This window comes from Flagellimonas sp. HMM57, assembly GCF_021390175.1.
GTDB lineage: Bacteria > Bacteroidota > Bacteroidia > Flavobacteriales > Flavobacteriaceae > Flagellimonas.
In genome coordinates, this window is record NZ_CP090004.1 from 2,751,359 (window position 1) to 2,777,839 (window position 26,481).

A 26,481-nucleotide genomic window follows, 5' to 3' on the forward strand; every position below is an offset into this window, starting at 1 on the left:
AAACTTTGTAGTATCCTTGTATGTCTAAAATAGTTAGTTATGGAAAAAGCATTGATTACCCCAGCGGATTTACAATTCTCAAAAACGGTGACGAACTATTATCCTGAATTGCTAATGGACGGAGCATTGGAATTCTTGATAGAGTTGCATCAAAAGTTCAATAAGGAACGGCTACAGTTATTACAGGAACGTTTAAAACAACAGGTGCTATTTGATGAAGGGGTCATGCCATCATTTCCAAAAGAAACAGAAGAAACAAGGAAAACGGATTGGTGCGTAAAGTATATACCCGAAGATTTACAAGACCGTAGGGTGGAGATCACAGGTCCAGTGGAACGAAAAATGGTCATAAATGCCTTGAACTCTGGTGCAAAAACGTTTATGGCCGACTTTGAGGATAGCAATTCACCTACATGGGAGAATTGCTTGCAAGGGCAGCAAAACCTTATTGATGCGAACAAAAGAACAATATCGTTTTACGATTCCAAGAAAGACAAGTCATACCAGCTTAACGATGAAGTGGCGGTACTTTTGGTAAGACCTCGGGGACTTCATTTAAATGAACGCCATATCCTGGTCAATGGTGAAGAAGTGTCCGGAAGTTTGTTTGATTTTGCACTCTATGTCTTCCATAATACCAGAACCTTAATGGAACGTGGCTCAGCTCCTTATTTTTATCTACCAAAATTAGAGCATTATTTAGAAGCAAGATGGTGGGATGAGGTCTTTTCTTTTTCAGAAGAATACCTAAGTGTTCCCGTTGGCACGTTTAAAGCTACGGTATTGGTCGAAACCATAACAGCAAGTTTTCAGTTGGATGAGATTATCTACGAGCTCAAAAATCATATTGTTGGGCTAAACTGTGGGCGTTGGGATTATATTTTTTCATACATAAAAAAGTTTAGGAACCATCCTGAATTTATACTTCCGGATCGTGATCAGGTTTCAATGACCGTACCCTTTATGGATGCTTATTCAAAATTAGTGATTCAGCGTTGTCACAAAAGAGGTATTCTGGCAATTGGTGGAATGGCAGCTCAAATTCCAATTAAGAGCAATCCTGTAGCAAATAAAATTGCTTTGGAAAAAGTACGAGCAGATAAAGAACGTGAAGTGAAAAATGGTCATGATGGTACATGGGTGGCCCATCCCGGATTGGTAAAAATAGCTAAGGATGAATTCGATACCCATATGAAAAGTGCCAATCAACTACATGTATTGAGGGAAGGTGATAGCATATCTGAAGAAGACTTGATTGCAGTGCCAAAAGGAACGATTACAGAGAAAGGCATACGGAAAAATATCAATGTTGGCATATTGTATCTAGAAGCGTGGCTTAGGGGAAATGGATGTGTGGCACTCTACAATTTAATGGAAGATGCGGCAACAGCAGAAATTTCACGAACCCAAATATGGCAGTGGCGCAAGTTTAATGTGCTATTGGAAGACGGGCGCAAGTTTACGGACAAGTTGTATGCCAAGATTTTTAGGGAAGAAATGGATAAAATTATTCATGTGGTAGGGGAAGCTAATTTAGGTACTACCAAGTTTGAAAAAGCTTTCAAGTTGTTTGATGAACTAGTTAAAGCCAGAGAGTTTGAAGAATTTTTAACGCTTAATGCTTATCAGGAAATAGAGTAATCAAAATAGAAATAAAAAAATCCCAAGAATGGGCGAACATTACCTGGGATTCAAGTTCAAAATTGAAAAATTAAAATTATGGAAAAAAAGGAGAAAGTCCAAGCATTACTTACGGATTGGATGGTAAACCCAAGGTGGAAAGGTGTTGAAAGACCTTATACGGCTGAAGAGGTCATTAAATTAAGGGGTTCTTATGAAATAGATTATTCTATTGCTAGATTGGGGGCCGAAAAATTCTGGAAACAACTCAACAGTAAGGATTTTGTCGCTGGTTTGGGAGCTCTTACAGGTAACCAGGCCATACAAGAAGTAGAGGCTGGGTTAGAAGCAATTTATTTAAGCGGTTGGCAAGTGGCTGCAGATGCGAACTTGGCCGGTGAAATGTACCCGGATCAATCATTGTATCCTGCCAATAGTGTTCCAATGGTGGTTAAAAGAATCAATAATGCACTTTTGCGGGCAGACCAGATTCAAACGGTAAACGAAACCGAGGATAAAAAGGATTATCTAGTACCCATAATCGCAGATGCCGAAGCCGGTTTTGGTGGAAATCTAAACGCTTTTGAATTGATGAAATCCATGATTGAAAGTGGGGCGGCAGGTGTTCATTTTGAAGATCAGCTAAGTTCTGCAAAAAAATGTGGGCATCTAGGTGGGAAAGTATTAGTGCCTACCCAAGAAGCAATCAATAAATTAATTGCGGCCAGGTTGGCTTCGGATGTAATGGGAGTTCCCACTTTGATAATAGCTCGAACAGATGCAGATGCCGCGAATCTACTTACAAGCGATATAGATGAAAGGGATCACGAATTCGTTACAGGGGAACGTTCCCCAGAAGGTTTCTTCTATGTGAAAAATGGCTTGGGACAGGGCATTAATAGAGGATTGAGCTATGCACCGTTCGCAGATTTGATTTGGTTGGAAACCTCTACACCCGATTTGGAACAAGCAAGAAAATTTGCTGAGGGTATTCATAAAAAATATCCCGGTAAAATGTTAGCGTATAACTGCTCACCTTCGTTTAACTGGGCGTCCAAGTTATCTACAAAAGAGATGGAGACTTTTAGGGAAGAATTGGCAGGTATGGGCTATAAATTCCAATTTATAACCTTGGCAGGTTTCCATGCACTGAATACGAGTATGTTCGAGTTGAGCAAAGCATATAAAGAAAAAGGAATGGCAGGCTACTCTGAGTTGCAGGAACGAGAATTTGCTTTACAGAAATATGGTTTTAAGGCTGTTAAACACCAAGGTTTTGTTGGTACCAGTTATTTTGACGAAGTTCAAGATGTTATTACTTCGGGAAAATCAAGTACAGTTGCTATGAAAGGAAGTACCGAGACTGCCCAATTCTGAGGTATTCTTTGTTAGTTGGTTGATAAAATGCCCCTTTTTGGGGCATTTTTTGATGCTAAATCTAAATTGTTAAAGAAATCACAATTTTTTAACCCTTTGAGTCGTTATAATAAGTACTTTAGTGAGTGTAATTTTACGAAATACGCTTACATGTTCCGAAAATTTATTGAGAGAGTAGGGGTTATGAACTGTATCATGCTCCTTGTGGTAATTTCTATCATCATCGTCTCTGAAACGCTTTTCCTTCAAGGAAAAAAACTGGATGCAATTTTTATTGCATTTTGGGCACCGACCATACTTGGTTTTATGAATTACTTGAAATATAAAAAGTAATGGATTTTGTTCTTATTTATTCCATTATTGTCGCTGTAATTTTTGTGATTTGGCTACTTTTTGTAGTGCGGATGTACAAGAAAATCAAAGATTGACAACAAGCTGTTTTTTCAGTTGTAGAAAACAGTAAGTTTTTCGACTGCACTACTTTTTCTCAATAAATAAGAGTTTAATATCCTATCTGTTTCAACGGTATTCCTTTGGGGAATTATGAAAGCTTCAATATCGGCAGCAGACGAAACTTCTAACTGATTATCTATAAATCCATATCCTTTATAAACTCCCGAATCAATAAGTATAAATGCATTTTCATCCATACTCCTACCTTTTTCTTTGATAATACTTACTTCGGACTGTGAAGTTTTTATACTGGAAATAGCAGTTTCCACTTTTGTGTTATAGTCGGTTACAGCTTCTTTGGAAGCACAAATACCTTCACAAGAACTTAAAACATGGTGTGAACAGGGTGAATTGGTCTCTTGGAGATGGCAATATTTGGGACATAATGCAAATATTTTGCACAGTTCCTCTAAATAGGCCCTACAATCTGTCTGGTTATAAAAAACCTTTAGCGGTCTGGGTACAGCTTTACTACTGTTGTAGGCTAGGTGCATAACCCCTTTACGATCTTCATAAGTAAATATAGCGTATTGTTTTACATTTCTTTTTTGCGCTCTATTGTATATGGGATAGTATGCTTTTATATCGGTTGATTCCATTAAAAGGGCAACCAACTCACTCCCTGAAAGCTTAAAATCGATATTAGCGGTTTCACTGCACATTTTGATTTCTCTGTTGCTCTTGTCATAAAAATGGCTCAAAACCCTTTTTTTGAGGTTGTTTGCTTTGCCCACGTAAATAATCTCCTCTTTCTGATTTTTGAAATGATAGACTCCCGGTTTTTGAGGAATACTGTTAAAAACGGATTTTGGTAAGTGTGGCGGTAAGGTTGCTTCTTGACTTCTTGAATTCAGGAATTTTTTAAAGGTATCTTGGGCATTCGGGGTATTTATCAGTTTTTTGAAAAGCAAAACTGTAGCATGTGCATCCCCTCTGGCCCTATGTCTATCTTCCAAAGGAATATTTATAGCCGAACATAACTTGCCCAAGCTATAAGAATGTAGGCCTGGAATCAGATTTCTAGACAAGCGAACCGTACAAAGCTTTTTTCGGATAAAATCTACACCAATTTGCCTAAATTCTTCTTTAATGACCCCATAATCAAAATTTACGGAATGTGCCACAAAAATACAGTCTTTGGTAATTTGATGGACTTTTTCTGCTATTGTTGCAAATGTTGGGGCATCTCTTACCATTTGGTCATCAATTCCAGTAAGCCCCGTAATAAAATAGGGAATGGGAGATTGAGGGTTTACAAGTGATGTGAATTCGTCAACGATTTTTTCACCATCAAATTTAAAAATGGAAATCTCTGTTATCTTATTTCCCTTGATACTGTTTCCCGTAGTTTCTATGTCTATTATGGTATACAAATCCTAAAAACAAATCTTCTCTGAATTTATGGATAAAGTAAAAAGCCACCAAGCGGTAACTTAAAAATAATAATAAACCAATGTTATAAAAGTGTTTCCCTGTTCAAGACGGCCATTATGAAGAAGATAGTGACAGAGATAATCAAACAGCTAATGGCAGCGGTCATATTATCGGGAGTAAATTCTTTCTTGATACTTTTTATCAGTATTTTCATCGGGGTTTTATTTACTGCAAAGTTGTTGATGCTTAGTGTAGTATCATAAAGCAATCGTTGAAGGAAAAAAAGATGGGATAAACGGAATGTAAGTGGGTTTTTATCGAAAAACAGGCCTACTGGTCGTTTTTTTTGAGTAGAAGTATAGCGTCGAGAGATTTATGTAAAAAAGCATTTTCTTGTTCAAAAGAACTTTTCAAAGTTTTGAATAGTGTGAAGGAGGATTACCATACGCTTTTTTAAAAACTTTACTGAAAACGCTTAAATCACTAAAACCTAAAGTCTCTGAAACTTCACTTACCGATAAGTGGTTATTCTGTAGTAGCAGTTTTGCTCTGGCAATCTTTAATCTATTTACATATTGGTGTGGCGTTTTACCAAACGCTTTTTTGAACGAATCATAAAGGTGAAACTTCGACAACGAACAGACATTGGATAGCTCATCAATGGAAATTGGTCGGTTTATGTTATCGTGGATAAATTCATAGGCAACGAGCAATCTTTGTAATACCTCTTGTTTCGTAGACTCTTTTTTGACATCGATGCTATTTGATATCTTGTTTCCCAAGCGTTGCTCATCAAAGATGGTGTTTAATATTTCAACGGTCAATTCAAAAGGGCAGGTGTACTTGAACGTTCCCTGATTGGATAAATCATAGATGTATTGAAGCAAACGCCCTGATGAATAATGATTTACATTGAGCATCTTTTCAATAAAAAAAGGGTTTTCATGTATTTTACCATCAGGACTGTCCAATTTATCAACGGTATCTTTTTTTAGGTAAAAATTAAATTGGTTTAGGGTATCGTTGCATACGGCAAAACTTAAGATGTCCACATGCCCATTTTTCTCATTGATATATTCCCATCCATCGTTTGGGTTTGTGATCAGAAACTTATTGTCCTCGACCTTTATTCGTTTGTTCTTAAAAAAATACTCACCGGTACCTTCCTTAAAATAGCGTATTGTCAGATTGGTTTTTTGAAATTTAAACTCAGGGATTCTCATTCTATAACGCAATAAAACGTTATTCTGCTTTTTGGCATAAGTGACTTTATCCTTGGTCGTATCCTTGAACGATATGTTGTAGGAAGTACGTTCAAAATGGTTATAAAATCTATCGGTATAATTTAGAGGTGTCATCTTCAAGAGGTTTGAGAATTAATCATTTGTAAAATAGGGCTGACCATCCACTGCCAATTTGAATATTTCAATTTCTTTTTAAAGCCCAAATATATATAAGTTGGTTTAGGTTGAGCAGCCAGATACTGAAATTTTATATTTGAGTGCTTAGAGGTTAAGTTGTCCAACAGCTAAGAAACATAAAACCCTGTAAATCATATAATTTACAGGATTTTTGATGAAGCTTATCGAATTTTTAGTGGAGCCGGAGGGATTCGAACCCTCGTCCAAACAAGCAATTGCAATGCTTTCTACATGCTTAGACTTTGTTTGGTTTTCGATGCACGACCGACCAAAGACCGCCTATCGTACACTTAGCTTCTTAAAGTTTTAGTGGCATTGCCAAAGCGAACAATACCCTTATGTTGACTTTTCTGGTGCTCCTAAACGGGTCGCCATCAACAAGGGCTACCCAGGAACATCTCGCTTCGCTACCTTGTAGCGACGAGGCAAATCCTACTATAATTCAGATTATGCGGCAAGAGCGTAATTATTATCGCCAATTAAAAGTGTGAAATATGAGATTAACGAGCTGTATCCCAGCGCTCGACATGCTTACATTGCCATTGGTCTCGCTGTCAAAACCAGTCGGCCCCATAATGAGTTAGGTAAGCTTTGCTTACCGTAAACGAATTATGTCCTGAGCGTAGTCGAAGGACCTATTCATCCCATTGTTTTTTCAAAGAACTCTACCCTAACATATTTTAGGGCCTGCCTATTTAGAGCAGCAAATTTATTTGGGCGTTCCCCTCGCTAAAATGCTCGGGTCGGGCTGTCCGCTGTATCTTTTCATCGCCCATCGACAAGCTCAGGGCGGTAAAAAGGATGCCGCTTCCATCCCTAACGCGGGCGACAAAGCTAACATTTATCTGGCAAAGCAGAAAAAAGTTTGTACCCCCTAGTCAATACCCTTATTTTAGGCCAATAATTATACCATACTACTATGAAGTTCGGAATCATCAGGGAACGTAAAAGCCCACCCGATAGAAGGGTTGTGCTTTCACCAAAAGAGTGTCAAAATGTCCTTTCAAAATTTCCTAAAGCCAAAATAGAAGTGGAATCCTCGCCAATTCGTGTATTCGGGGATAAAGAATATGAAAAACTAAATGTTCCCGTTTCTCAAAATATTGATGATTGTGATGTATTGCTCGGTGTTAAGGAGGTACCAATAAATGCACTTATACCCAATAAAAAATATTTCTTCTTTTCACACACGATAAAAAAGCAACCTTATAACCGTGACCTGCTTAGAGCCGTATTGGAAAAAAACATAGAGCTGTACGATCATGAGGTAATTACAGATCAGAAAGGGCAGCGTTTGGTGGCTTTTGGTCGTTATGCAGGTATCGTAGGGGCATATAATGGTGTTCGAACTTATGGATTAAAGTATGGAGCTTTCGACCTCCCCAAGGCAGAAACGCTGCACGATCAGCAAGCTTTGATAGACGAGCTACAAAAAATACAATTGCCCAATATTAAAATCCTTTTGACGGGAAAGGGGAGGGTTGGCAATGGTGCTAAGGAAATGCTCGATGCTATGAATCTAATGAAAGTCAATGTAGCTGAATACCTTTCCGAGACTTTCAACGAACCCGTATATTGTCAAATAGATGCTTCAGAATATAACAAGCGTAAAGATGGTGTTCGGGGTAACAAAGCTGACTTTTTTCAAAATCCACAGGAATACAGATCCAACTTTTTTCGTTTTGCCGAAGTCACGGATTTTTACATAGCAGGTCATTTTTATGGGGATGGAGCGCCCTATTTGTATACCCGTGAAGATGCCAAACATCCGGATTTTAAGATAAAGGTCGTAGCGGATGTTAGCTGTGACATAGATGGTCCCGTGGCTTCAACAATACAACCTTCTACGATTGCCGATCCAATTTATGGGTACGATCCACAAACCGAATCAATAACAGATTTTAAAAATTCTGATGCAATTGCAGTAATGGCAGTGGATAATTTACCTTGTGAGTTGCCAAGGGATGCAAGTAACGGATTTGGAGAAGCATTTTCTAAATATGTGATTCCGGCCTTTTTTAATAACGATGCAGACGGAATCCTGGAACGCGCCAGAATGACCCAAAACGGTAAGCTGACAAAACGGTATGGCTACCTACAAAAATATGTCGATGGACTGGAATAGGCGTGTTTGGTCGAAGAGTGCGAACCGGCTATTTCTGAATTCTTATTTTTTGTTATCTTGGGAGTTCCTAAAACAACCAAACCAGTGAAATTCAATTGGGTAATTTCAGGAAATACCAATCCTGCCATAAAAAAAGCCTGTATCGATTTGGAATACCGATTACGGCCTAGAATCACCAAATTTCTATTATCACGATTGGATAACGAACATCTTGATGATTTTTCCTGTTTTCATTTTGATGTCGATATCAAAAACCAATGGGTCTGGATTTCGGAAAAAACACCTCACGATTACATAGAAAAGATAAAAACCGATTTTGACAACGAGATAAACGGTTCGGCATTGTTTTCGGTAGCTTAAATTCTTGTTTTAGTTTTTATCATAAATAGAAAAGGCTTCAATACAGTACCTGATTCTTTTCTTTTACCCAGCGGAGCATCGTAAAGACCATCCAAAAAAACAGTCCAAAAGCAAATGTCATTAACCAAGCCCTGGTTTCCATCAAACTAGTTAAAATTTCTTGCGTCAACAATTGTGTTCGAAATAAGATATCCCAAGAATTGAAACGAAGAAATCTACCCAGATAAATGCCGTATCCACTCAAGATACAGATGCAAAAGATAATGAACAGTGCCCATTTTTCCTTAAAATGATATTGTAAAAAGCCAAATACATCGTTTAAGGATAGTATTCCGAACAACAGCCCATTAAAGGCAAAAACAAAAACAATAAAAAGGTCAAGCCATTTCCAGAAAGAATATTGACTTTGCAAGTGTATCAAGTCCGTAATAATGTAGGGAGCGTTTGGAAGAAGCACCAACCATGTAGCAAATAATGTTAAACGAAAAAAAGTATTTATTCTTCCATAGGAATACCAAAATACAGTTTGGGTCAATAAATAGGGTACTACGGCCAGAAATAAATTCCAGATTAAAAATGTATAAAAAAGAGAGCCCGTAATTACAACTCTTGTGGTTACCAATGCAATAGCGAATACTAATGAAAGTAACAGGCTTTTATAGTGTATGAACGTAAATAAAAGAATTCTACCCATGATGAATATGTATGATGATATAGTATGCACCGCTCCAATATTGGAACGGTGCATATAGATTTTTAGTCAGCTTGTTGGGCGCTTGTCCAATCGATTTTTCTTGAAGTAAACATGATGATGCTCAAAATGATAAACAATCCTATACTGCCTACTAGTAGCGCATAATCCTCCAATTGAATAATGACGAATATAAATGTGTAAAGACTCAACATAGAACCAAATATGAGCAGGGTAAACTTCAGGTTTTTTAAGATAGACCTTGAATATAATGTAATCAAGGATACCACTGCAGTGCCCGAAACCAGATAGGCAAAAAGATAGTTTTTATGTTCTGAAATTGAAATGAGCAACGTATAAAACATTACCAAGGCCAAACCTATCATTAAATATTGGAAAGGATGGATTGCAATTTTGCTACTGATTTGGATTAGAAGAAACACCAATAAGGTCAGCCCTATGATCATGAGGCCATATTTACTGGTACGCGATGTTTTTTGGTAATCGTCTACGGGTACCAAAAAAGCTGTGCCAAAAGAAGACTGTGATAAATCGGGCAATATATCGAAAAAGTATTGCCCAAATTTACGGTTGGTTTCCAAGACTTTCCATTTGGCCTCAAAACCATCTGGGGAAATCTTTTTCCCTTCGGTATCGGGCAAGAAATTACCATTAAAACTAGGAGAATGCCAGTTGGATTTCATGAAGACCTGTGTCTCTTTTCCAACGGGGACAAACTGTAGGTTATGGCTTCCATTAACTTCCAGATTGGATTCAAAAGCTAAAGGTTGTTTTTGTAGCTCATCTAGATTTTTTAGAAAGCCCGACTCTAATGTATTCATGAAGGAATTGTTGAACTTGGGCTTTAAATCATAGGTTTCTTCCCCTAATTTAACCTGAATGGTATTCCGTATTCCTTTTAGGTTACTTGTTTTAAAAAGCAAGGTAGCCTTGTCCCAGAGAATATCTTCTTTGTTGATTTCTTTGCTGGAAAAATCAGGGTTGATGAATTTTCCGTCCATTTTTAGCATTGCCGTATATACTACAGATTCATAAATGCCACGCTCTAAAGGCTGTGTTTTTACTTTGGAATCAATATTGAGTTCTCCTGGGAAGAAATACGCATTATGTTTTTGAGCTTTTAGGGTCTTTAGAAATGTTTTGGTCTTCTCATCAAATACTTTTTCTTCAATATAGGTTTGGTAGGGAATTTTTAGAATAGGACCGTAGACCACAACTTCCTTGCCCCATTTTGTATTGATTTCTTCAACTACTTCTGTTTGCCGATACCCTCTTTCCCGTATCAAATCGCCAACGAAACCCAGGGGAATCAATAGTATTAGAATTAAAAAGCCAACGGTAATCATTTTGGCGGTAATCGAATTTTTAAACCAGTTTCCAATTTTTTGTTTTTGTGATGTCATATTTTTTAATTTAAAGTACTTTGTATTTCAAAGTGAATTGATAAAAAAATTTAATTTTGATTTTTGATGATGTTTTCCAAGGCTTCAATATGTTTTTTAAAGGATAACTTTCCCAATGGGGTAGCGGTATATCTTGTATTGGGTTTCTTTCCAATAAAGGATTTTTCAATTTTGATGTATTCAGCTTTTTCCAGCGTTTTTGTGTGACTTGCCAAATTACCATCAGTTACGTTCAGTAGTTCTTTTAACCGATTAAAATCAACTTCTTCGTTCACCATAAGGATGGACATTATGCCCAGCCGAATGCGATGGTCAAATAATTTGTTTATGTTGTCTATGAGCCCCATGTTAAGCTTTGGCTTCTTTTAGATACATTAAACTGCCATAAATAATGTGCAGTACCCCAAAACCAAGAACCCAGAACCAAAATCCGTAGCCTGGGAGGGCAGCGCATAATAATCCAAGGACTATTTCGGAGTACCCTAAATACTTTACCTTACCAATGGTATATTTTGAGGCGTTTACCAAAGCAAGCCCATAGAAAATCAACATGAGCGAAGCCGTTAGTCCATAATGTAGGCTATTTAATTTTATTAGAATATAGATGCCTCCTGTTATTAAGGGCACAAGAAAACTTACCAAGAGTCTTTTAGTGGTAGCGTCCCAAATTTTCTCGTTATTCTTTTTCGCTTTTTTGGTCGTGAGCAGGTAGGCAGAAACAAAACTAAGAACTGCAACTGCAATTAAGATGGCTATGAGCATTCTAAAGTTCCAACTGTGAAGAATTACATAGTCACTGTTTCTGGGCAATAAAAATAGATAAGCCAGAACTGCTCCTACGATTGCATAAAAGCCAGCCAATATTCCAGATAGCCCGCTCAATGAGATGAAACGGGAAGATTTGTTCATTAAATCCTTGATTTGGGATATGTCTTCTAAGTATTTTTTTGATTCCATTTTAAAGTACTTTGAAATTCAAAGTTAAAATATTATTTGAATTCAAAACCCATTTTTTTAAATATTCGATAAAAATCATGTTATTTTTGATTTGTGAACCCTGCTGAAGAATACATCCTGAGTCGAGATGAGCCTTATCGTAGTATATTATTGCACCTTAAGGCAGTAATTGAACATGTCATTCCTGAGGTCGATATGAAGTATAAATGGAGAATCCCCTGTTTTTATGTGGGTAAACACTCTATTTGTTATCTTAACGCTTCCTATAAGGGAAAATTCGTGGATATCGCTTTTTGGAATTCCGCCCACCTTACCAAACACACTGAATTGATGTTTTCTGAAAAACGAAAAGTGGTCAAGTCTTTTCGGTATACAACTCTGGAAGAAATCAATGATGAAATTCTTATAGAGGTTTTGGAAGAAGTATATTCCTTAAGGGAAAAAGGCTTTTACAAAAGAGATAGCTGAAAAAACGATTCAAATTCACTTAAAACTAAAGGTCTGACCCGAATTACACTGATTCTCACGAGTCAAAACTGTTTACCGTTTCCCTTAGGGCAACCAAATCAGTCAATAACTTTTCAAGTAAACTTAAATCCAACATATTGGCCCCATCGCTTTTTGCATTTGAGGGATCAAAATGTGTTTCCATAAAAAGTCCATCAACACCTGCTGCAATTCCTGCACGTGCCATGGTTCCGATAAGTGCGGGTCTTCCACCCGTAACTCCAGAGGATTGGTTGGGCTGTTGAAGGGAATGGGTCACATCCAAAACCACGGGAGCATATTGCTTCATGGTTGGGACTCCCCTAAAATCGACAATCATATCCTGATAGCCGAACATGGTGCCACGATCTGTTATCCAAGCTTTGTCACTCCCCGAATCCTTTACTTTGTTCACGGCATGTTGCATACTTTCTGGACTCATAAACTGTCCTTTTTTCAAATTGACCACTTTTCCCGTTTTGGCCGCAGCAACTACGAGGTCGGTCTGGCGAACCAAAAAAGCGGGTATTTGCAGTACATCAACGTACTCGGCCGCCATATCGGCATCAGCGATTTCATGAACATCCGTTACTGTCGGTACCTTGAAAGTTTCGGAAACCTTTCCCAAGATCTTCAACGCTTTTTCGTCTCCAATTCCTGTGAAAGAGTCAATTCGGCTTCTGTTCGCTTTTTTGAAACTTCCCTTAAATACATACGGAATCTCTAATTTGTCTGTGATGGTGACCACCTTTTCAGCTATTCTTAGTGCCATTTCCTCACCTTCGATAGCGCAAGGCCCCGCAAGCAAAAAAAAGTTGTTGGAATCGGTATGTTTAATTTGGGGAATGCGTTGAAGTTCCATAAAAAATCAAAATTTATAGCAAAAGTACTGCTTTTGATGCATTCAAGTAATGATCACAATGTGAAAGCAAGAAGTGGTAAATCATCTATACTATATCGTTTGGGCCAAACCTGAAAAAACATAACATAACATTAATTTAATACGTACTGAATTTGATGCACAAGCATGATAAGTATTTTTGGCTACCATTAATTAACATTTTTTTATATGAAACAAAAACTACTCTTTTTCTTTTTTATTGGATTATTAGGAATGGCCAACGGCTTGGGTCAGTCCGTTTTTATCAACGAAATCCACTATGATAATGCTAGCACCGATGTGGAGGAAGCAATCGAAATTGCTGGTCCTGCGAGTACAGATTTGTCAGGTTGGTCACTTGTTTTATACAATGGTTCCAACGGTAGTGTCTATAATGAGGTAGCTTTATCGGGTGCTATCCCAAATCAACAGAACGGATACGGAACGATTTTGATTGCTTTTCCGACCAATGGTCTTCAAAATGGCGCTCCAGATGGTGTTGCACTAGTAGATAACACGGATAACGTAGTACAATTTTTAAGTTATGAAGGAACTTTCACAGCAGTCGGTGGTGTCGCGGATGGTCTTTTGAGCACGGATATTGGTGTTTCTGAATCACCGAGCACTCCCGTAGGTGCATCCCTGACTTTGACAGGTACAGGGTTTTTCTATGAAGATTTTACATGGGAAGTCGCACAAAACAACAGTTACGGCGCAATAAATGCTGGACAAAGCTTTGGTGAACCAATTTTAGCACCTATTATCAACGAATTTGTTTTTAACCATACGGGTGGAGATACTAATGAATTTGTTGAAGTTTTTGCACCTGCCAATACTGATTTGAGCAGTTTTTGGCTTCTGGAAATCGAAGGGGATTCCAATAGCCCCGGCACTATCGATGAAGTGATTCAATTAGGTACTACAGACGCCAACGGGTATTTCACAACAGGATTTTTATCAAATGCATTTGAAAATGGAACAGTAAGCTTGTTATTGGTTTCCAACTTTACAGGCACTGTTGGTGACGACTTGGATACGAATGATGACGGTGTTCTGGACACGACACCATGGGAAGCTATTTTGGACGATGTTGGTGTAAACGATGGTGGTTCGGGTGATTTTAATTATAGTCAGGTAGTATTGTCACAAGGTTTTGATGGAATTTCATTTACCGTGGGTGGAGCTTCAAGAATACCCAATGCTACAGATACCGATAATGCTTCGGATTGGGTCCGAAACGATTTTGATGGGCAAGGCTTGCCCGATTTTCCATCCGCAGTTGCAGATAATGGGGAGGCTATAAATACTCCAGCAGCTGAGAATGAAACTGCTTTAGTGGTTGGACCGGTGTCTGTTCTTATCAATGAATTGGATGTAGATACCCCAAGCACCGATACACTGGAATTTTTGGAACTCTATGATGGTGGTGCGGGAAATACAGCATTAGATGGTTTGGTGCTCGTACTGTACAATGGAAATGGCAATACTAGCTATAATGCCATAGATCTAGACGGATTTAGTACAAATGTCGAAGGTTATTTTGTGATTGGAAATGCTGATGTTCTTAATGTTGACCTTGTAGTTGGTTCCAATGCATTTCAAAATGGTGAGGACGCCATAGCACTTTATGTGGGTGATGCTACTGACTTTCCATCTGGAACTCCAGTGACCACAGATGGTTTGGTCGATGCTATTGTTTATGGAACAGATGACCCAGACGCTACAGAACTATTGGTTTTGCTCAACGAAGGGCAATTGCAGCTCAATGAAAACACCAATGGTGATAAGGATAATGAATCTATGCAACGTATTCCCAATGGTGATGGAGGCGTAAGAAATACGGATGCTTATGTGGTCAAGACCCCAACACCTGGTACTGCAAACGATGCTGTTGTAAATCCAGGGGAAATCATTTCAATAGCTGATGCGAGAGCGATTACAGAAGGAAACGTTGTTACGATTACGGGAATATTGACTGTATCCGATAATTTTGGAGGACCTGCCTATATTCAGGACGATACCGGTGCCATCGCCATTTTTGATGCAGCAGTGCATGGTGAAGGAGTTTTTGCAGTTGGTGATTCCATAACGGTCACGGGTACACGTTCTTCATTTAGGCAATTACAGCAATTGAATCCTGTGGCCAGTGTTGAAAAAAATCCTCAACCCACAGAAAGCATTGAGCCAAGAGTTGTCACGTTAGCAGAATTGGGTAATTATCCCGGCGAATTGGTACAAATACGAAATGTAAGTTTTCCCAATCCGGGTGATTTGTTTTTTGGGAACTCCAATTACACGGTTACTGATGCAAGTGGTTCAGGAGAGCTACGTCTAGACAGTGATGTCGCCGATTTGGTTGGCAAGGTACAACCTGAGTCCTGTGGAACCGTTGCTGGCGTAGTGGGTAGATTTGAAGATACATTCCAATTATTGCCAAGATCGTTTGAAGATGTACCCTGTGCTGAAACTTTTGTGCCACCCGGGGACAATCTTGGTATTCCCAAAGATGAAACTTTTGATGTAGTAACCTGGAATATTGAGTGGTTCGGTGACGAAGGTAATTCTCCCGCTGCCGGCAATCCGCTTTCAGATGCCATTCAGCGCGACAGTGTGTTGACAGTTTTGAGCCAATTGGATGCCGATGTGTATGCCGTTCAAGAAATTGCGGACGATACGCTTTTTACTGAATTGGTAGGACTTTTGCCAGGATATGATTTCGTGCTTTCCGAAGCGGTTTCCAATCCTACGGGAACCCCACCTTTTCAAAAAGTCGGGTTTATTTACAAAACGAAAACTGTGAATCCTGTGGCTACTAGGCCACTTTTACAATCCATACATCCGTTGTACAATGGTGGTGACGATAGTGCGCTGGTTGATTACCCTAGTGAAACCGACCGTTTTTACGCAAGTGGTAGATTACCATTTTTAATGACCGCCGATGTTACGATTGATGGAGTCACTGAACAATTGGATTTAATTGCACTACATGCAAGGGCGAATAGCGGCAATGAATCACAGAATCGCTACGATATGCGTAAATATGATGTGGAAGTGCTCAAAGATTCCTTGGATGTACAGTTTGCAGATAGAAAATTGATTCTTCTAGGCGATTATAACGATGATGTGGATGAAACCGTAGCTGATATCCCTTCAACGGTTACAAGTTTTGAGGAATACGTAAACGATACCGAGAATTACCGTATCATTTCATCACTTTTGAGTGAGCAAGGGTTTCGCTCCTTCGTTTTTAGGGAGAATATGATAGATCATATTGCTTACACCAATGAACTTTTTGAAAATTATATCGAAGAATCCGTCACGGTGCATTATGAAGTTTTCGATAACGATTACTCCAGCACTGCATCTGACCACTTTCCAGTATCAGCGCGCTTCCAGTTGAAGGGATTGACCTTGGATAGTATCGCTATAGTTGATGTAAGTTGTAACGGAGCTTTAGATGGAAGCATCACATTGGAAGTTTCTGGAGGAATTGCTCCTTACGAATATTTATGGAGCGATGGGCAGATAACCGAAACAGCAATAGATTTAAAATCAGGTGAGTATTCAGTAATTGTAACCGATTCATTGGATAATTCAATCTTATCCGAAACTATTGTCATTTCAGAACCAGAAGCTATCGATTTTAGTGTTCCTGAAGATGCGAAGGTATATCTGGGATATCGAAAAGCAGAATGTGCCGACCTTTCGGTGAGCAACATCATAAATGCACAAGGAGCATATACTATAGTATGGAGTACTGGGGAAACTAGTGAGGGAATCACCGTTTGCCCCAAAGAAAATACTACATATACGGTCACAGTGACCGATGAGACCGGTTGTAGCACTACAAAAGAAATTGTGGTTGAAGCCGTTGATGTCAGCTGTGGTTCCAATCGATATTTTTCTAAAGTTCAGATTTGCTTCAGGGGCCGTTCTTACTGTGTCTCGGAATGGGCTGCACATTGGTACCTTAAAAAAGGTGCGGTATTGGGAAGCTGTGATGGCGCTAACGCACCTGTTTTCTCAAAAGTATATTTAGTCAGAAATCCTGTCTTCAATCAAGCGAAACTCTATATAGATAGTGAGGAAGATGTTGTTGCGGATTTTGAGGTGTATGACCTTTTTGGAAGATTGGTGTTCACTTCATCCCAAAATGTAGAACAAGGGAAATCTTTTGTGAGACTGGATGTTTCTCAACTACGGAGAGGACTTTATTTCTTGAAACCATCGGTTAATGGGCAGGTTCAAAAAACAATACGCTTATTGAAATGGTAAGCAGAAATCTAGTCTATTGAGATGGTATCAATAAACTGATTGGCTAAAGCCCCAAAACCTAATTATTTGGTTTTGGGGCTTTTTATATTGGATAATCTATTTAAGATTGTTTCTTTTTAAACCATCCTTTTATCGAGGTATTAGTGAAGTATTGAACTTCCTATAAATCAATAAGATAAAAATAACATTTGATAAGGTGTACAAGTAGAGAAATCGCAGTATCTTTGCAGGCTTAAAAAAATAGGTTATGTCCAAAATCAAGAATATTGCGATTATTGCACACGTTGACCACGGTAAGACTACCTTGGTTGATAAAATCATGTTTCACTGTCAGTTGTTTCGTGATAACGAAAACAAAGGGGATTTGATTCTGGACAATAATGACCTAGAAAGGGAAAGAGGAATTACCATAGTTTCCAAGAATGTTTCCGTAGTTTATAAGGATACAAAGATAAATATTATCGATACCCCTGGTCACGCCGATTTTGGTGGTGAAGTGGAACGCGTACTCAACATGGCCGATGGGGTTTTACTTTTGGTGGATGCCTTTGAAGGGCCAATGCCCCAGACAAGGTTTGTCTTGCAAAAGGCAATTGATTTAGGATTAAAACCATGTGTGGTCATCAATAAAGTAGACAAAGAAAACTGCACCCCCGAAGAAGTACATGAGAAGGTTTTTGATTTGATGTTTGAGCTGGGAGCAGAAGAATGGCAGTTGGACTTCCCCACGGTGTATGGTTCGGCCAAACAAAACTGGATGAGCGAAGATTGGCAAAAGCCAACAGAAAATATAGAGCCTTTGTTGGATATGGTCATTGAGCATGTACCAGAGTATAAGCCACAAGAAGGTACTACACAAATGTTGATTACTTCGTTGGACTTTTCATCGTTCACCGGACGTATTGCAATTGGTAGGTTGACTCGTGGTAGTCTAAAAGAAGGACAGCAGATTTCATTGGTAAAACGCGATGGTACTATCGTGAAGTCAAAAATAAAAGAGCTTTTTACTTTTGAAGGTCTTGGACGTCAAAAAGTACAAGAAGTTAAAACGGGGGATATTTGTGCCATAGTAGGTATGGAAGGTTTTGAGATTGGTGACACCGTAGCTGATTTAGAGAATCCTGAAAAACTAAAGACCATAGCTATTGATGAGCCCACAATGAGTATGCTCTTTACCATTAACGACAGCCCGTTTTTTGGTAAAGATGGAAAGTTTGTTACCTCCCGTCATATTAAAGAGCGTTTGGAAAAAGAACTGGAAAAGAACTTGGCGCTTCGCGTTGAAGAAACAGATAGCGCCGATAAGTTCATGGTCTTTGGTCGAGGTGTATTGCACCTTTCCGTTTTAATAGAGACCATGCGTAGGGAGGGGTACGAACTCCAAATTGGTCAGCCTCAAGTAATCATCAGGGAAATTGATGGGGTAAAATGTGAACCGGTAGAGCATTTGACCATCGATTTGCCAGAGGAAGTTTCTGGTAAGGCCGTGGAAATGGTATCCATAAGAAAAGGAGAAATGACGAGTATGGAAGCTAAAGGTTCACGTATGCTATGTGAGTTTGTGATACCGTCTAGAGGAATTATAGGATTACGAAACCAACTATTGACTGCAACCGCTGGTGAGGCAATTATGGCACACCGTTTCTTGGAGTATCAGCCTATGAAAGGCGAAATAGCCCAGCGTTTAAATGGTTCTCTGGTGTCCATGGAAAATGGGACGGCAATTCCTTATTCCATAGATAAGTTACAGGAACGTGGTAAGTTTTTTATAGATCCAGGAGAAGATATCTACGAAGGTCAGGTAATTGGTGAAAACTCACGTGGAGATGACATGACGGTTAACGTGACCAAAACCAAAAAATTATCCAATGTACGTTCCGCTGGCGCCGATGATAAGGCAAAAATAGTTCCTGCCATTAAGTTTTCCTTGGAAGAAGCATTGGAATACATTCAAAAGGATGAATACGTTGAAGTAACGCCAAATCACCTTAGGCTACGTAAGATATATTTGAAAGAAGTAGATAGAAAGCGGAATAAGATAGATTAGCCCAAATGACCATGATGTTGTTCGCGTAAGCAAGCAACAGCAGCTCCTATGATGCCTGCATGGTTCATCAGTTCTGCTTTTACCACATCTGTTTCTATGGTAATCAGATGGTTGAATTCCTTCCATTTCTTTGAAGTGCCGCCGCCTACAATAATCAGGTCGGGTGCGACAATGAGTTCTACCAATTTCAAGAATTTATTGAAGCGCTTGCCCCATCTTTCATAAGAAAGGTCTTCACGTTCTCTGGCCGAAGCAGCTGCCCATTCTTCAATCTTTTTGTATTTTTTATAGGGGATTTGTCCAAGTTCAAAATTTGGAAGCAATACACCATTATAAAAAGCACCGCTACCTAATCCAGTACCAATGGTGATCATGAGCACAAGACCATTTTTTCCTTTTCCAATGCCATAGTTCATAGAAGCATATCCAGCGGCATCTGCATCATTTAATACTGTGAATTCGTGCCCAGTGGCTTTTGTGAAAAGTTCATCTATGTTTACACCAACCCAACTCGGGTGGAGATTTCCAGGTGATAAACAAACACCATTTTTTACAATTGTGGGAAAGCCACAACCTACAGGGCCACTGTACTTAAAGTGTTCAACGATTTGGGATATGACCTCGGCCATATCTTCTGGTTTTCTTGAACTTGGAGTGGGTATACGATACCTTTCTGTCAACATTTCTCCAGTTTCAGCGTTTACCAGTGCACCTTTAATGCCTGATCCGCCAATATCAATACCAAGAATTTCCATAAATTGGTTAATTATTTAGTTTAACAAATAAACGAAAAACTTTTGGCGGTGAAAACCGCTGATCACTAACAATATTTAATTAGTTGTTAACTATCCTTCTTTGGTGGTTGTATGTAATAGTCTATAGAATTGAGTGAATGGTTGGGGTCAATAAGGTCTAAAATTTTATCAATGGCCTTTCCAAAACCAGTCAATGTATCTAACTGCTTGTTCTTTCCAAGGGCACTTGAAATGGTCTCATCCCTATTTCCAAATTTATATCCGCCTTCTTTTATCCATAGCAAATTAAATAAATGTTGCATAATGACATTGCCCAGTTGGTCCACGGAGATTGCCATTTCTAGACAGAACTCGCCCACCCCTCTTAATCCTTTTGCAAACATTTGTTGGAAAAGACCATAGATGAGACCAAGCGGCCCAGTGAGTACCGTCAGAACAATTGAAATTAAAAAAAGAAGTATTCCAATAAAAGGATTGATTTTTTTATCTTTTTTGCAGTCCTGTTTTTTTAGAATCATGATGCAGTTGCTTTTTGAATAACCTCAAAGACTTTGCTCCCATCGCATTTTAATGTTTTGTGAGGGTACTTCAATATCAATGCATAATCATGGGTTGCCATAATGATAGTTCGCCCATTTTGATTAATATCTTGTAGCACCTTCATCACCTCTACACTAGTCTGTGGGTCCAGGTTCCCTGTAGGTTCGTCTGCTAGAATTAATTCGGGGTCGTTAAGTAAGGCCCGCGCAATAGCAATACGCTGTTGTTCCCCTCCTGAAAGTTCGTGCGGGAATTTAAAACCTTTGGTCTTCATGCCAACTTTGTCCAAAACCTCTTCGATTTTGTTATCCATTTTGGAAGCATCTGTCCACCCGGTAGCTTTTAGCACAAAACGTAGATTGTTATTGATGTTTCGGTCAGACAACAATTTAAAATCCTGAAAAACGATACCCAATTTTCTTCGTAAGAACGGAATTTCTTTTTCTTGTAATTTTTCCAAATCGAAATCCACTACACTGCCAGACCCTTGTTTTAAGGGCAAGTCGGCGTACAGGGTTTTCATGAAGCTACTTTTCCCGCTTCCTGTTTTGCCGATAATGTAGACAAACTCCCCTTTCTTTACTTCTAGGGATATGTTGTTCAAGATGAGGTTTTCATTTTGGAATACGGCTACGTCCTGTAGTTTTAGAATTGTTTCCGACATATTTTCGTTTTGAAAAATAAAGGTACTAAGTTCTAAATTTATAGTGCGTTAAGCGTTTCCAAATTTTGCTTCCTAACTTTACAATATACTTTGGCTTAAATTTTGACGTTATGGTAACAGTCAATCGAGAACAGCGTAGAACACTATGAATCGAAAAAACCTCATCATTTTCCCGATATTTTTGGGATTCTTCTTTGGTGCCACCTCCCAGGAGACCAAACTATTTTACCACGAAGATAAAGCGTATCAAGACGCATTGACCCTTTATAATTCTCAACAGTACCAAGCAGCACAGACTATTTTTGAAAAGGTCAAGGTCGAAACAAAAGACCATGAGACCGAAGCCAATAGTGCATATTATGCTGCCAATGCTGCTATTCGCCTAAGCCAGCGTGGAGCGGATAAAAAAATGGAGGACTTTGTGGAAAATTATCCTACCTCTACCAAGAGGAACTCGGCTTTCTTAGATGTCGCCGATTATTATTTTGAAACAGGAAAATACCCGTATGCACTAAAGTGGTACAAAAAAGTAGATCAATCCACCATGTCCAAAAAGGATAAAGAGCGTTTTAATTTTAACAACGGATATTCACTTTACGCATCAAACAATCCCAAAGCGGCAGAACGCTATTTGAGCAAAGTGAGCAATTCACCAAAATATGGTTCCCAGGCAAAGTATTACCTAGGCTATATCGCTTACGAACAAGATGATTACGATAGTGCAAGTGAACGTTTTGACCAAATCACTGACCCAGAACTTCTAAATGAAAAATTATCCTATTATCAGGCGGACCTAAATTTTAAATTGGGCAATTTTGAAGAGGCGATTACCATGGCAAAAAAACAATTGCCAAAGTCCGACCGAAAGGAAGTATCCGAACTCAATAAAATTATTGGCGAAAGCTATTTCAATCTAGAACAGTACGAAGAAGCGATTCCCTATTTGGAAAAATATAAGGGGAAACGCGGAAAATTCAATAATACGGATTATTATCTTATTGGATATGCCCATTATAAACAAGGTGATTATGAAGCTGCGGTGCAACAGTTCAATAAAATCATTGGTGGTACCAATAGTGTATCACAAAATGCATATTACCATCTAGCCGAATGCTATTTGAAATTGGATAAAAAACCTGAAGCGTTGAACGCTTTTAGAAATGCTTCTCAGATGGATTTTAGTGCCGAAATTCAAAAAGATGCCTTTTTGAATTATGCTAGATTGAGCTATGAAATTGGCAATGCATACGAACCTGTTCCACAAGTATTGACTACTTATCTGGAGAAATACCCCAAAGACGAGCATCAACAAGAGATTCAGGAATTGTTGGTTGATTCATACATTACGTCCAGGAATTTTGAGGGTGCAATGCGTCTTTTGGAAGAAAATAAAGGATATGCCAGCAAAGAGACCTATCAGAAAGTAGCGTTTTACAGAGGTGTTGAATTGTTTATGGACGGTGATTACGAAGCGGCTTTAGGGCGATTTTCAAAATCACTTAAAAATGCTGAGAACCCAACTTTTGAGGCACGGGCCATGTATTGGAAGGCGGAATCCGCTTACCGATTGAATCGGTTTGATGAAGCGCTTACGGACTTTAACCGATTCGAAAAGCTTCCTGCTGCCCAAAATCTGGAGGTATATCAAGACATAAACTATAATTTGGGATACTGTCATTTTAAACTGAAAGATTACGCAAGTGCCATCACTAATTTCAAAAGTGTCACTAATTCTAATACAAATAATACAGAAAGACTCAATGATAGCTATTTGCGTTTAGGTGATAGTTATTTTGTGACTAGTCAATATAATCCTGCCCAAAATGCTTACAACGAGTCATTACGATTGAATGGCGCAGAACAAGACTATGCTTCATTTCAAAAGACATTGTGCAGTGGGTTTTTAGGGAATACTTCAGCTAAAATTAATGGGTTGAACCAATTTTTGACCAGCTACCCAAAATCCTTGTTACGGGATGATGCGCTGTTCGAATTGGGCAATTCTTACATCAAAATGAATGAAGAGGCTATAGGTCTCCAGACATATGATAGGCTTCTTGAAGAATTTGCCACAAGTAAGTTCGCACCAAGGGCGATGCTTCGCCAAGGACTGGTGCATTACAATGCCAACAGAAATGATCAAGCTCTGACCAAATTAAAAGGGGTTGTCCAAAAATATCCAAATACCCAGGAAGCCAAACAAGCAGTGGCAACTGCGAAATTGGTATATGTAGACGAGGGAAAGGTAAGCGAATATGCTGCATGGGCAAGAAGTTTGGACTTTGTGGAAGTAACGGATGCGGAGTTGGACAACGCCAGTTTTGAAGCTGCTGACAGAAAATATATTGAAGGAAAAACGGATATGGCCATCAATGGATATGAAGCATATCTAAAGGAATTTCCGAATGGACTCCATGCGCTAAATGCAAACTTTAATTTGGCCCAACTTTATTTTTCAAAAGGAGAAAAGGACAAAGCGTTGCCAAACTACAAAGTCGTTGCCGATAGTAATGGGGAGTTTACGGAACAAGCACTTACTAGGGTTTGCGAACTTTATATTGGCAAACAAGATTATGATAGTGCCCTTCCTTATCTAGAGCGATTGGAAAACACAGCTGAGATTTCACAGAACAAGACTTTTGCGCAATCCAACCTAATGAAGGGTTATTACGAAAAAAGAAACTATGACCAAACCATAGCATATGCAGAGAAAGTCTTGAAAGCTACAAAAATCGATAATCGTATTAAGAGCGATGCGCAAATCATGATTGCCCGCTCGGCAATTGCTACCAATGATGAGCAGCTGGCTGAGACTGCTTACAAGGAAGTAAAGAAAATTGCGATTGGCGAAATGGCTGCGGAAGCATGGTACTACGATGCCTATTTCAAGAATAAGGACCAAGATTTTGAAGCTTCGAATACTTCAGTACAAAAACTGGCAAAGGATTATGCCTCTCACAAAAACTGGGGTGGAAAAGGATTGGTACTCATGGCAAAGAATTTTTACGCTTTGGGTGACGCCTTTCAGGCAACCTACATTTTGGAAAGCGTAATTTCCAATTTCTCCGAATTTGAAACTATAGTTGCAGAAGCCAAAGGAGAACTTGCTATAATCAAAGCACGTGAGGCACAAAGTAATTCTTCAGTAGACCCTAACGGGAACTAAATTGAGACACATCATGTACAAAAAGCACAGCTATATATTTATCCTATTATTTTTGAGCCTTTGGGGAGCAGTTTCAGCTCAGGAAACTGAAACTGATAGTATTGGTACCGAAACGGTCACTGTGGTAAAACCTTACTCGCCGACCGTTTCAGATGCCTTTAAATTAAAATCAACGCCCAATCTAAATGATTCCATAGTGCTTCAAAAGAAGAAAATCAATTACAGTATTTTTTCGGTACCTGTAGCTTCTACGTTTACGCCCGCGAAAGGAAAAGCGTCGCGTGTAAAGAAAACACCGCTGCCCACGCTGTACAATTCGTATGCATCCGTTGGTTTGGGAAACTTTAATAATGCTTTAGTTGATTTTTATACCAGTCGTGAATTTAGCAGGGGTGAAGATTTGTTGGATTTTGGGTTAAACCACAATTCCTCTAGAGGTGCCATTGAATCTACGCCTTTGGATGCGGACTTTTACAACACCAAACTTGATGTTTCGTATGCAAAGAAGGATAGGGATTTGGATTGGGGTGCGAGCATAGGCCTCCAACATCAACTGTACAACTGGTACGGTATTGAGAATGGTGCTTTTGAAGAGACCATAATTGCTGGTATAGATGCAACACAGAACTATTTTAGCGCACAGGCAAAGGCACATGTAAACCTTGAAGATTCCTTTTTTAAAAGTGGAACCGTTTTGGTTAGAAGATTCTGGGATGCTACGGACTCGGGAGAGAATCGCGTTGTTTTTCAACCCACTATTGAACTGCCCGTTACAGAAGAGTTGGTTACCATAAGTGCTAAACTGGATTATGTTGGCGGAAGCTTTGAGAATGCACCTTTGAACAATACCACAAATGAAACTGGCATAGATTATGGCCATTTTCAGGTTGGTATAAGCCCAAGTCTGCAGATGCTTCGGGATGACCTTACTTTAAATTTGGGGGCAAACCTTGTCTATGGAATGGACACGGAAAACAGCGAAGGTAATTTCTACATTTATCCTTCAGTTACGGCATCGTATCGCTTGTTGGACGAAACGGTCATAGCCTATGGTGGAGTAGAGGGTGAGCTGCATCAGAATTCGTACTACGATTTTGTAAGCGATAACCCCTTCGTTTCACCGACTTTGTCAATTCAACCCACCGACCAACAATATGAAGGATATTTGGGTTTAAAAGGGCAATTGGTGTCCAATGTCGGGTACAATATCAAAGGCTCGTATACGGCCGAAAACCGAAGGCCTTTGTTTTTACTGAATCCTGAAAACTTGGTTAGGGATGATGAAGGTGACTATTTCTACGGGAATTCATTTCAGGTATTTTATGATGACATAAAAACGCTGGGTATTTTTGCTGAATTAAATGTGGACATCAATCGTAATTTCACCATGGGTATTAATGCTGAGTTCTACGATTATGATACCGAAACGGATAACCCAGCGTGGAACCTGCCCAGTATCAAAGGTTCTTTGTTCATGGATTATCAAATTGATGAAAAGTGGTACATGGGTGCCAATCTATTCTATGTGGGCGAACGGGACGACTTGGTTTCGCAAGCAGTTGCCAATGCCTTGCCCTCGGAATTTCCTTCCACTATTGTGACGTTGGATAGCTTTTTTGATGCCAATGCCCATGTAGGCTATCGCTTTAATGAACAACTTTCGGTTTTTGTCAAGGCATCCAATATTGCCAATAATGATTATCAACGTTGGGCCAATTTTAGGGTGCAAAGCTTTCAGGCATTGGCAGGGCTTTCCTATAAGTTTGATTTTTGATTTGTAGGTAAAAACACAATAAAATCATAAGAAAATCGTTATGGTTACTGCACCAGCCTAAATCTTATCATCTGGCGTGGTGTATCCGATTG

At 39.0% G+C, this 26,481-nt stretch carries 20 protein-coding genes and 1 other RNA gene; 9 read left to right on the forward strand and 12 right to left on the reverse strand.

Annotation, left to right across the window (positions count from 1 at the left end; all coding sequences use genetic code 11):
* The first annotated feature begins 39 nt into the window (after positions 1–39).
* Both aceB and aceA read left to right on the forward strand, forming a co-directional pair.
* Positions 40–1,641, forward strand: coding sequence for a malate synthase A (aceB, locus tag LV716_RS12155; RefSeq protein WP_163418072.1), 1,602 nt, complete (start codon positions 40–42; stop codon positions 1,639–1,641).
* 78 nt (positions 1,642–1,719) lie between these two features.
* Positions 1,720–2,997 carry an isocitrate lyase gene (gene aceA, locus LV716_RS12160; RefSeq protein WP_205600125.1) on the forward strand — a complete coding sequence of 426 codons (1,278 nt, stop codon included), beginning with the start codon at positions 1,720–1,722 and terminating at the stop codon, positions 2,995–2,997.
* 443 nt (positions 2,998–3,440) lie between these two features.
* On the opposite strand, the gene LV716_RS12165 is transcribed toward aceA, so the two are convergent.
* The 4 genes from LV716_RS12165 to ssrA all read right to left on the reverse strand — a co-directional run bounded on the left by LV716_RS12165 (position 3,441) and on the right by ssrA (position 6,817).
* The gene (locus LV716_RS12165) at positions 3,441–4,823 is read right to left on the reverse strand and encodes an exonuclease domain-containing protein (RefSeq protein WP_163418073.1); all 1,383 of its coding nucleotides are present in this window, start codon (positions 4,821–4,823) and stop codon (positions 3,441–3,443) included.
* Between the two features lie 83 nt (positions 4,824–4,906).
* Positions 4,907–5,038 (reverse strand): hypothetical protein, encoded by a 132-nt coding sequence (locus LV716_RS18475; RefSeq protein ID WP_255674256.1) that lies wholly within the window; start codon positions 5,036–5,038, stop codon positions 4,907–4,909.
* A gap of 196 nt (positions 5,039–5,234) precedes the next feature.
* A complete protein-coding gene (locus tag LV716_RS12170) occupies positions 5,235–6,182 on the reverse strand; it encodes a helix-turn-helix transcriptional regulator (RefSeq protein ID WP_163418074.1) in 948 nt (315 codons plus the stop codon).
* Between the two features lie 236 nt (positions 6,183–6,418).
* Positions 6,419–6,817, reverse strand: a transfer-messenger RNA (tmRNA) gene (ssrA, locus tag LV716_RS12175).
* 347 nt (positions 6,818–7,164) lie between these two features.
* Here ssrA and LV716_RS12180 point away from each other — a divergent pair.
* Positions 7,165–8,370, forward strand: coding sequence for an NAD(P)-dependent oxidoreductase (locus LV716_RS12180; RefSeq protein ID WP_163418075.1), 1,206 nt, complete (start codon positions 7,165–7,167; stop codon positions 8,368–8,370).
* Positions 8,371–8,454: 84 nt separating this feature from the next.
* The gene (locus LV716_RS12185) at positions 8,455–8,730 is read left to right on the forward strand and encodes a hypothetical protein (RefSeq protein ID WP_163418076.1); all 276 of its coding nucleotides are present in this window, start codon (positions 8,455–8,457) and stop codon (positions 8,728–8,730) included.
* A gap of 37 nt (positions 8,731–8,767) precedes the next feature.
* Here LV716_RS12185 and LV716_RS12190 read toward each other — a convergent pair whose 3' ends face one another.
* The 4 genes from LV716_RS12190 to LV716_RS12205 all read right to left on the reverse strand — a co-directional run bounded on the left by LV716_RS12190 (position 8,768) and on the right by LV716_RS12205 (position 11,802).
* Complete coding sequence (locus LV716_RS12190; protein WP_163418077.1) at positions 8,768–9,424, reverse strand: DUF1361 domain-containing protein; 657 nt, start codon at positions 9,422–9,424, stop codon at positions 8,768–8,770.
* Between the two features lie 62 nt (positions 9,425–9,486).
* On the reverse strand, positions 9,487–10,845 hold the full coding sequence (gene creD, locus LV716_RS12195) for a cell envelope integrity protein CreD (RefSeq protein WP_163418078.1): 1,359 nt from the start codon (positions 10,843–10,845) through the stop codon (positions 9,487–9,489).
* Positions 10,846–10,895: 50 nt separating this feature from the next.
* A complete protein-coding gene (locus LV716_RS12200; protein WP_163418079.1) occupies positions 10,896–11,192 on the reverse strand; it encodes a transcriptional regulator in 297 nt (98 codons plus the stop codon).
* 1 nt (position 11,193) lies between these two features.
* Positions 11,194–11,802 (reverse strand): hypothetical protein, encoded by a 609-nt coding sequence (locus LV716_RS12205; RefSeq protein WP_163418080.1) that lies wholly within the window; start codon positions 11,800–11,802, stop codon positions 11,194–11,196.
* Between the two features lie 93 nt (positions 11,803–11,895).
* On the opposite strand from LV716_RS12205, the gene LV716_RS12210 reads away from it, so the two are divergent.
* Positions 11,896–12,270, forward strand: coding sequence for a DUF1801 domain-containing protein (locus LV716_RS12210; protein ID WP_163418081.1), 375 nt, complete (start codon positions 11,896–11,898; stop codon positions 12,268–12,270).
* Between the two features lie 55 nt (positions 12,271–12,325).
* Here the strand turns inward: LV716_RS12210 and kdsA are convergent, their stop codons facing one another.
* Positions 12,326–13,150, reverse strand: coding sequence for a 3-deoxy-8-phosphooctulonate synthase (gene kdsA / locus LV716_RS12215; protein WP_163418082.1), 825 nt, complete (start codon positions 13,148–13,150; stop codon positions 12,326–12,328).
* Positions 13,151–13,357: 207 nt separating this feature from the next.
* On the opposite strand from kdsA, the gene LV716_RS12220 reads away from it, so the two are divergent.
* Together LV716_RS12220 and typA are read left to right on the forward strand one after the other, a co-directional pair.
* Positions 13,358–17,443: a DUF5689 domain-containing protein gene (locus LV716_RS12220; protein ID WP_163418083.1), complete on the forward strand. Its 4,086-nt coding sequence runs from the start codon at positions 13,358–13,360 to the stop codon at positions 17,441–17,443.
* 247 nt (positions 17,444–17,690) lie between these two features.
* Positions 17,691–19,490: a translational GTPase TypA gene (typA, locus tag LV716_RS12225; RefSeq protein WP_163418084.1), complete on the forward strand. Its 1,800-nt coding sequence runs from the start codon at positions 17,691–17,693 to the stop codon at positions 19,488–19,490.
* Here the strand turns inward: typA and ppgK are convergent.
* The 3 genes from ppgK to LV716_RS12240 form a co-directional block, all read right to left on the reverse strand.
* The gene (ppgK, locus tag LV716_RS12230; protein ID WP_163418085.1) at positions 19,487–20,245 is read right to left on the reverse strand and encodes a polyphosphate--glucose phosphotransferase; all 759 of its coding nucleotides are present in this window, start codon (positions 20,243–20,245) and stop codon (positions 19,487–19,489) included. The genes typA and ppgK overlap by 4 nt on opposite strands.
* 86 nt (positions 20,246–20,331) lie before the next feature.
* Positions 20,332–20,763 carry a hypothetical protein gene (locus tag LV716_RS12235; protein WP_205600126.1) on the reverse strand — a complete coding sequence of 144 codons (432 nt, stop codon included), beginning with the start codon at positions 20,761–20,763 and terminating at the stop codon, positions 20,332–20,334.
* Positions 20,760–21,449, reverse strand: a complete 690-nt coding sequence (locus LV716_RS12240; RefSeq protein ID WP_163418086.1) for a cell division ATP-binding protein FtsE — start codon at positions 21,447–21,449, stop codon at positions 20,760–20,762. The genes LV716_RS12235 and LV716_RS12240 overlap by 4 nt, the downstream gene beginning before the upstream one ends.
* Before the next feature lie 145 nt (positions 21,450–21,594).
* Here LV716_RS12240 and LV716_RS12245 point away from each other — a divergent pair, with 145 nt between their 5' ends.
* Positions 21,595–24,615: a tetratricopeptide repeat protein gene (locus LV716_RS12245; protein ID WP_163418087.1), complete on the forward strand. Its 3,021-nt coding sequence runs from the start codon at positions 21,595–21,597 to the stop codon at positions 24,613–24,615.
* Positions 24,616–24,628: 13 nt separating this feature from the next.
* Positions 24,629–26,389, forward strand: coding sequence for a TonB-dependent receptor (locus LV716_RS12250; RefSeq protein WP_163418088.1), 1,761 nt, complete (start codon positions 24,629–24,631; stop codon positions 26,387–26,389).
* Positions 26,390–26,481 lie beyond the last annotated feature (92 nt).

Coding starts and splice junctions, on each gene's coding strand:
- LV716_RS12245 (WP_163418087.1), top strand. CDS start 21,595: ATGAATCGAAAAAACCTCATCATTTTCCCGATATTTTTGGGATTCTTC.
- aceA (WP_205600125.1), top strand. CDS start 1,720: ATGGAAAAAAAGGAGAAAGTCCAAGCATTACTTACGGATTGGATGGTA.
- aceB (WP_163418072.1), top strand. CDS start 40: ATGGAAAAAGCATTGATTACCCCAGCGGATTTACAATTCTCAAAAACG.
- LV716_RS12170 (WP_163418074.1), bottom strand. CDS start 6,182: ATGACACCTCTAAATTATACCGATAGATTTTATAACCATTTTGAACGT.
- LV716_RS12240 (WP_163418086.1), bottom strand. CDS start 21,449: ATGTCGGAAACAATTCTAAAACTACAGGACGTAGCCGTATTCCAAAAT.
- LV716_RS12200 (WP_163418079.1), bottom strand. CDS start 11,192: ATGGGGCTCATAGACAACATAAACAAATTATTTGACCATCGCATTCGG.
- LV716_RS12190 (WP_163418077.1), bottom strand. CDS start 9,424: ATGGGTAGAATTCTTTTATTTACGTTCATACACTATAAAAGCCTGTTA.
- kdsA (WP_163418082.1), bottom strand. CDS start 13,150: ATGGAACTTCAACGCATTCCCCAAATTAAACATACCGATTCCAACAAC.
- creD (WP_163418078.1), bottom strand. CDS start 10,845: ATGACATCACAAAAACAAAAAATTGGAAACTGGTTTAAAAATTCGATT.
- LV716_RS18475 (WP_255674256.1), bottom strand. CDS start 5,038: ATGAAAATACTGATAAAAAGTATCAAGAAAGAATTTACTCCCGATAAT.
- LV716_RS12250 (WP_163418088.1), top strand. CDS start 24,629: ATGTACAAAAAGCACAGCTATATATTTATCCTATTATTTTTGAGCCTT.
- LV716_RS12180 (WP_163418075.1), top strand. CDS start 7,165: ATGAAGTTCGGAATCATCAGGGAACGTAAAAGCCCACCCGATAGAAGG.
- LV716_RS12205 (WP_163418080.1), bottom strand. CDS start 11,802: ATGGAATCAAAAAAATACTTAGAAGACATATCCCAAATCAAGGATTTA.
- LV716_RS12235 (WP_205600126.1), bottom strand. CDS start 20,763: ATGATTCTAAAAAAACAGGACTGCAAAAAAGATAAAAAAATCAATCCT.
- ppgK (WP_163418085.1), bottom strand. CDS start 20,245: ATGGAAATTCTTGGTATTGATATTGGCGGATCAGGCATTAAAGGTGCA.
- LV716_RS12220 (WP_163418083.1), top strand. CDS start 13,358: ATGAAACAAAAACTACTCTTTTTCTTTTTTATTGGATTATTAGGAATG.
- typA (WP_163418084.1), top strand. CDS start 17,691: ATGTCCAAAATCAAGAATATTGCGATTATTGCACACGTTGACCACGGT.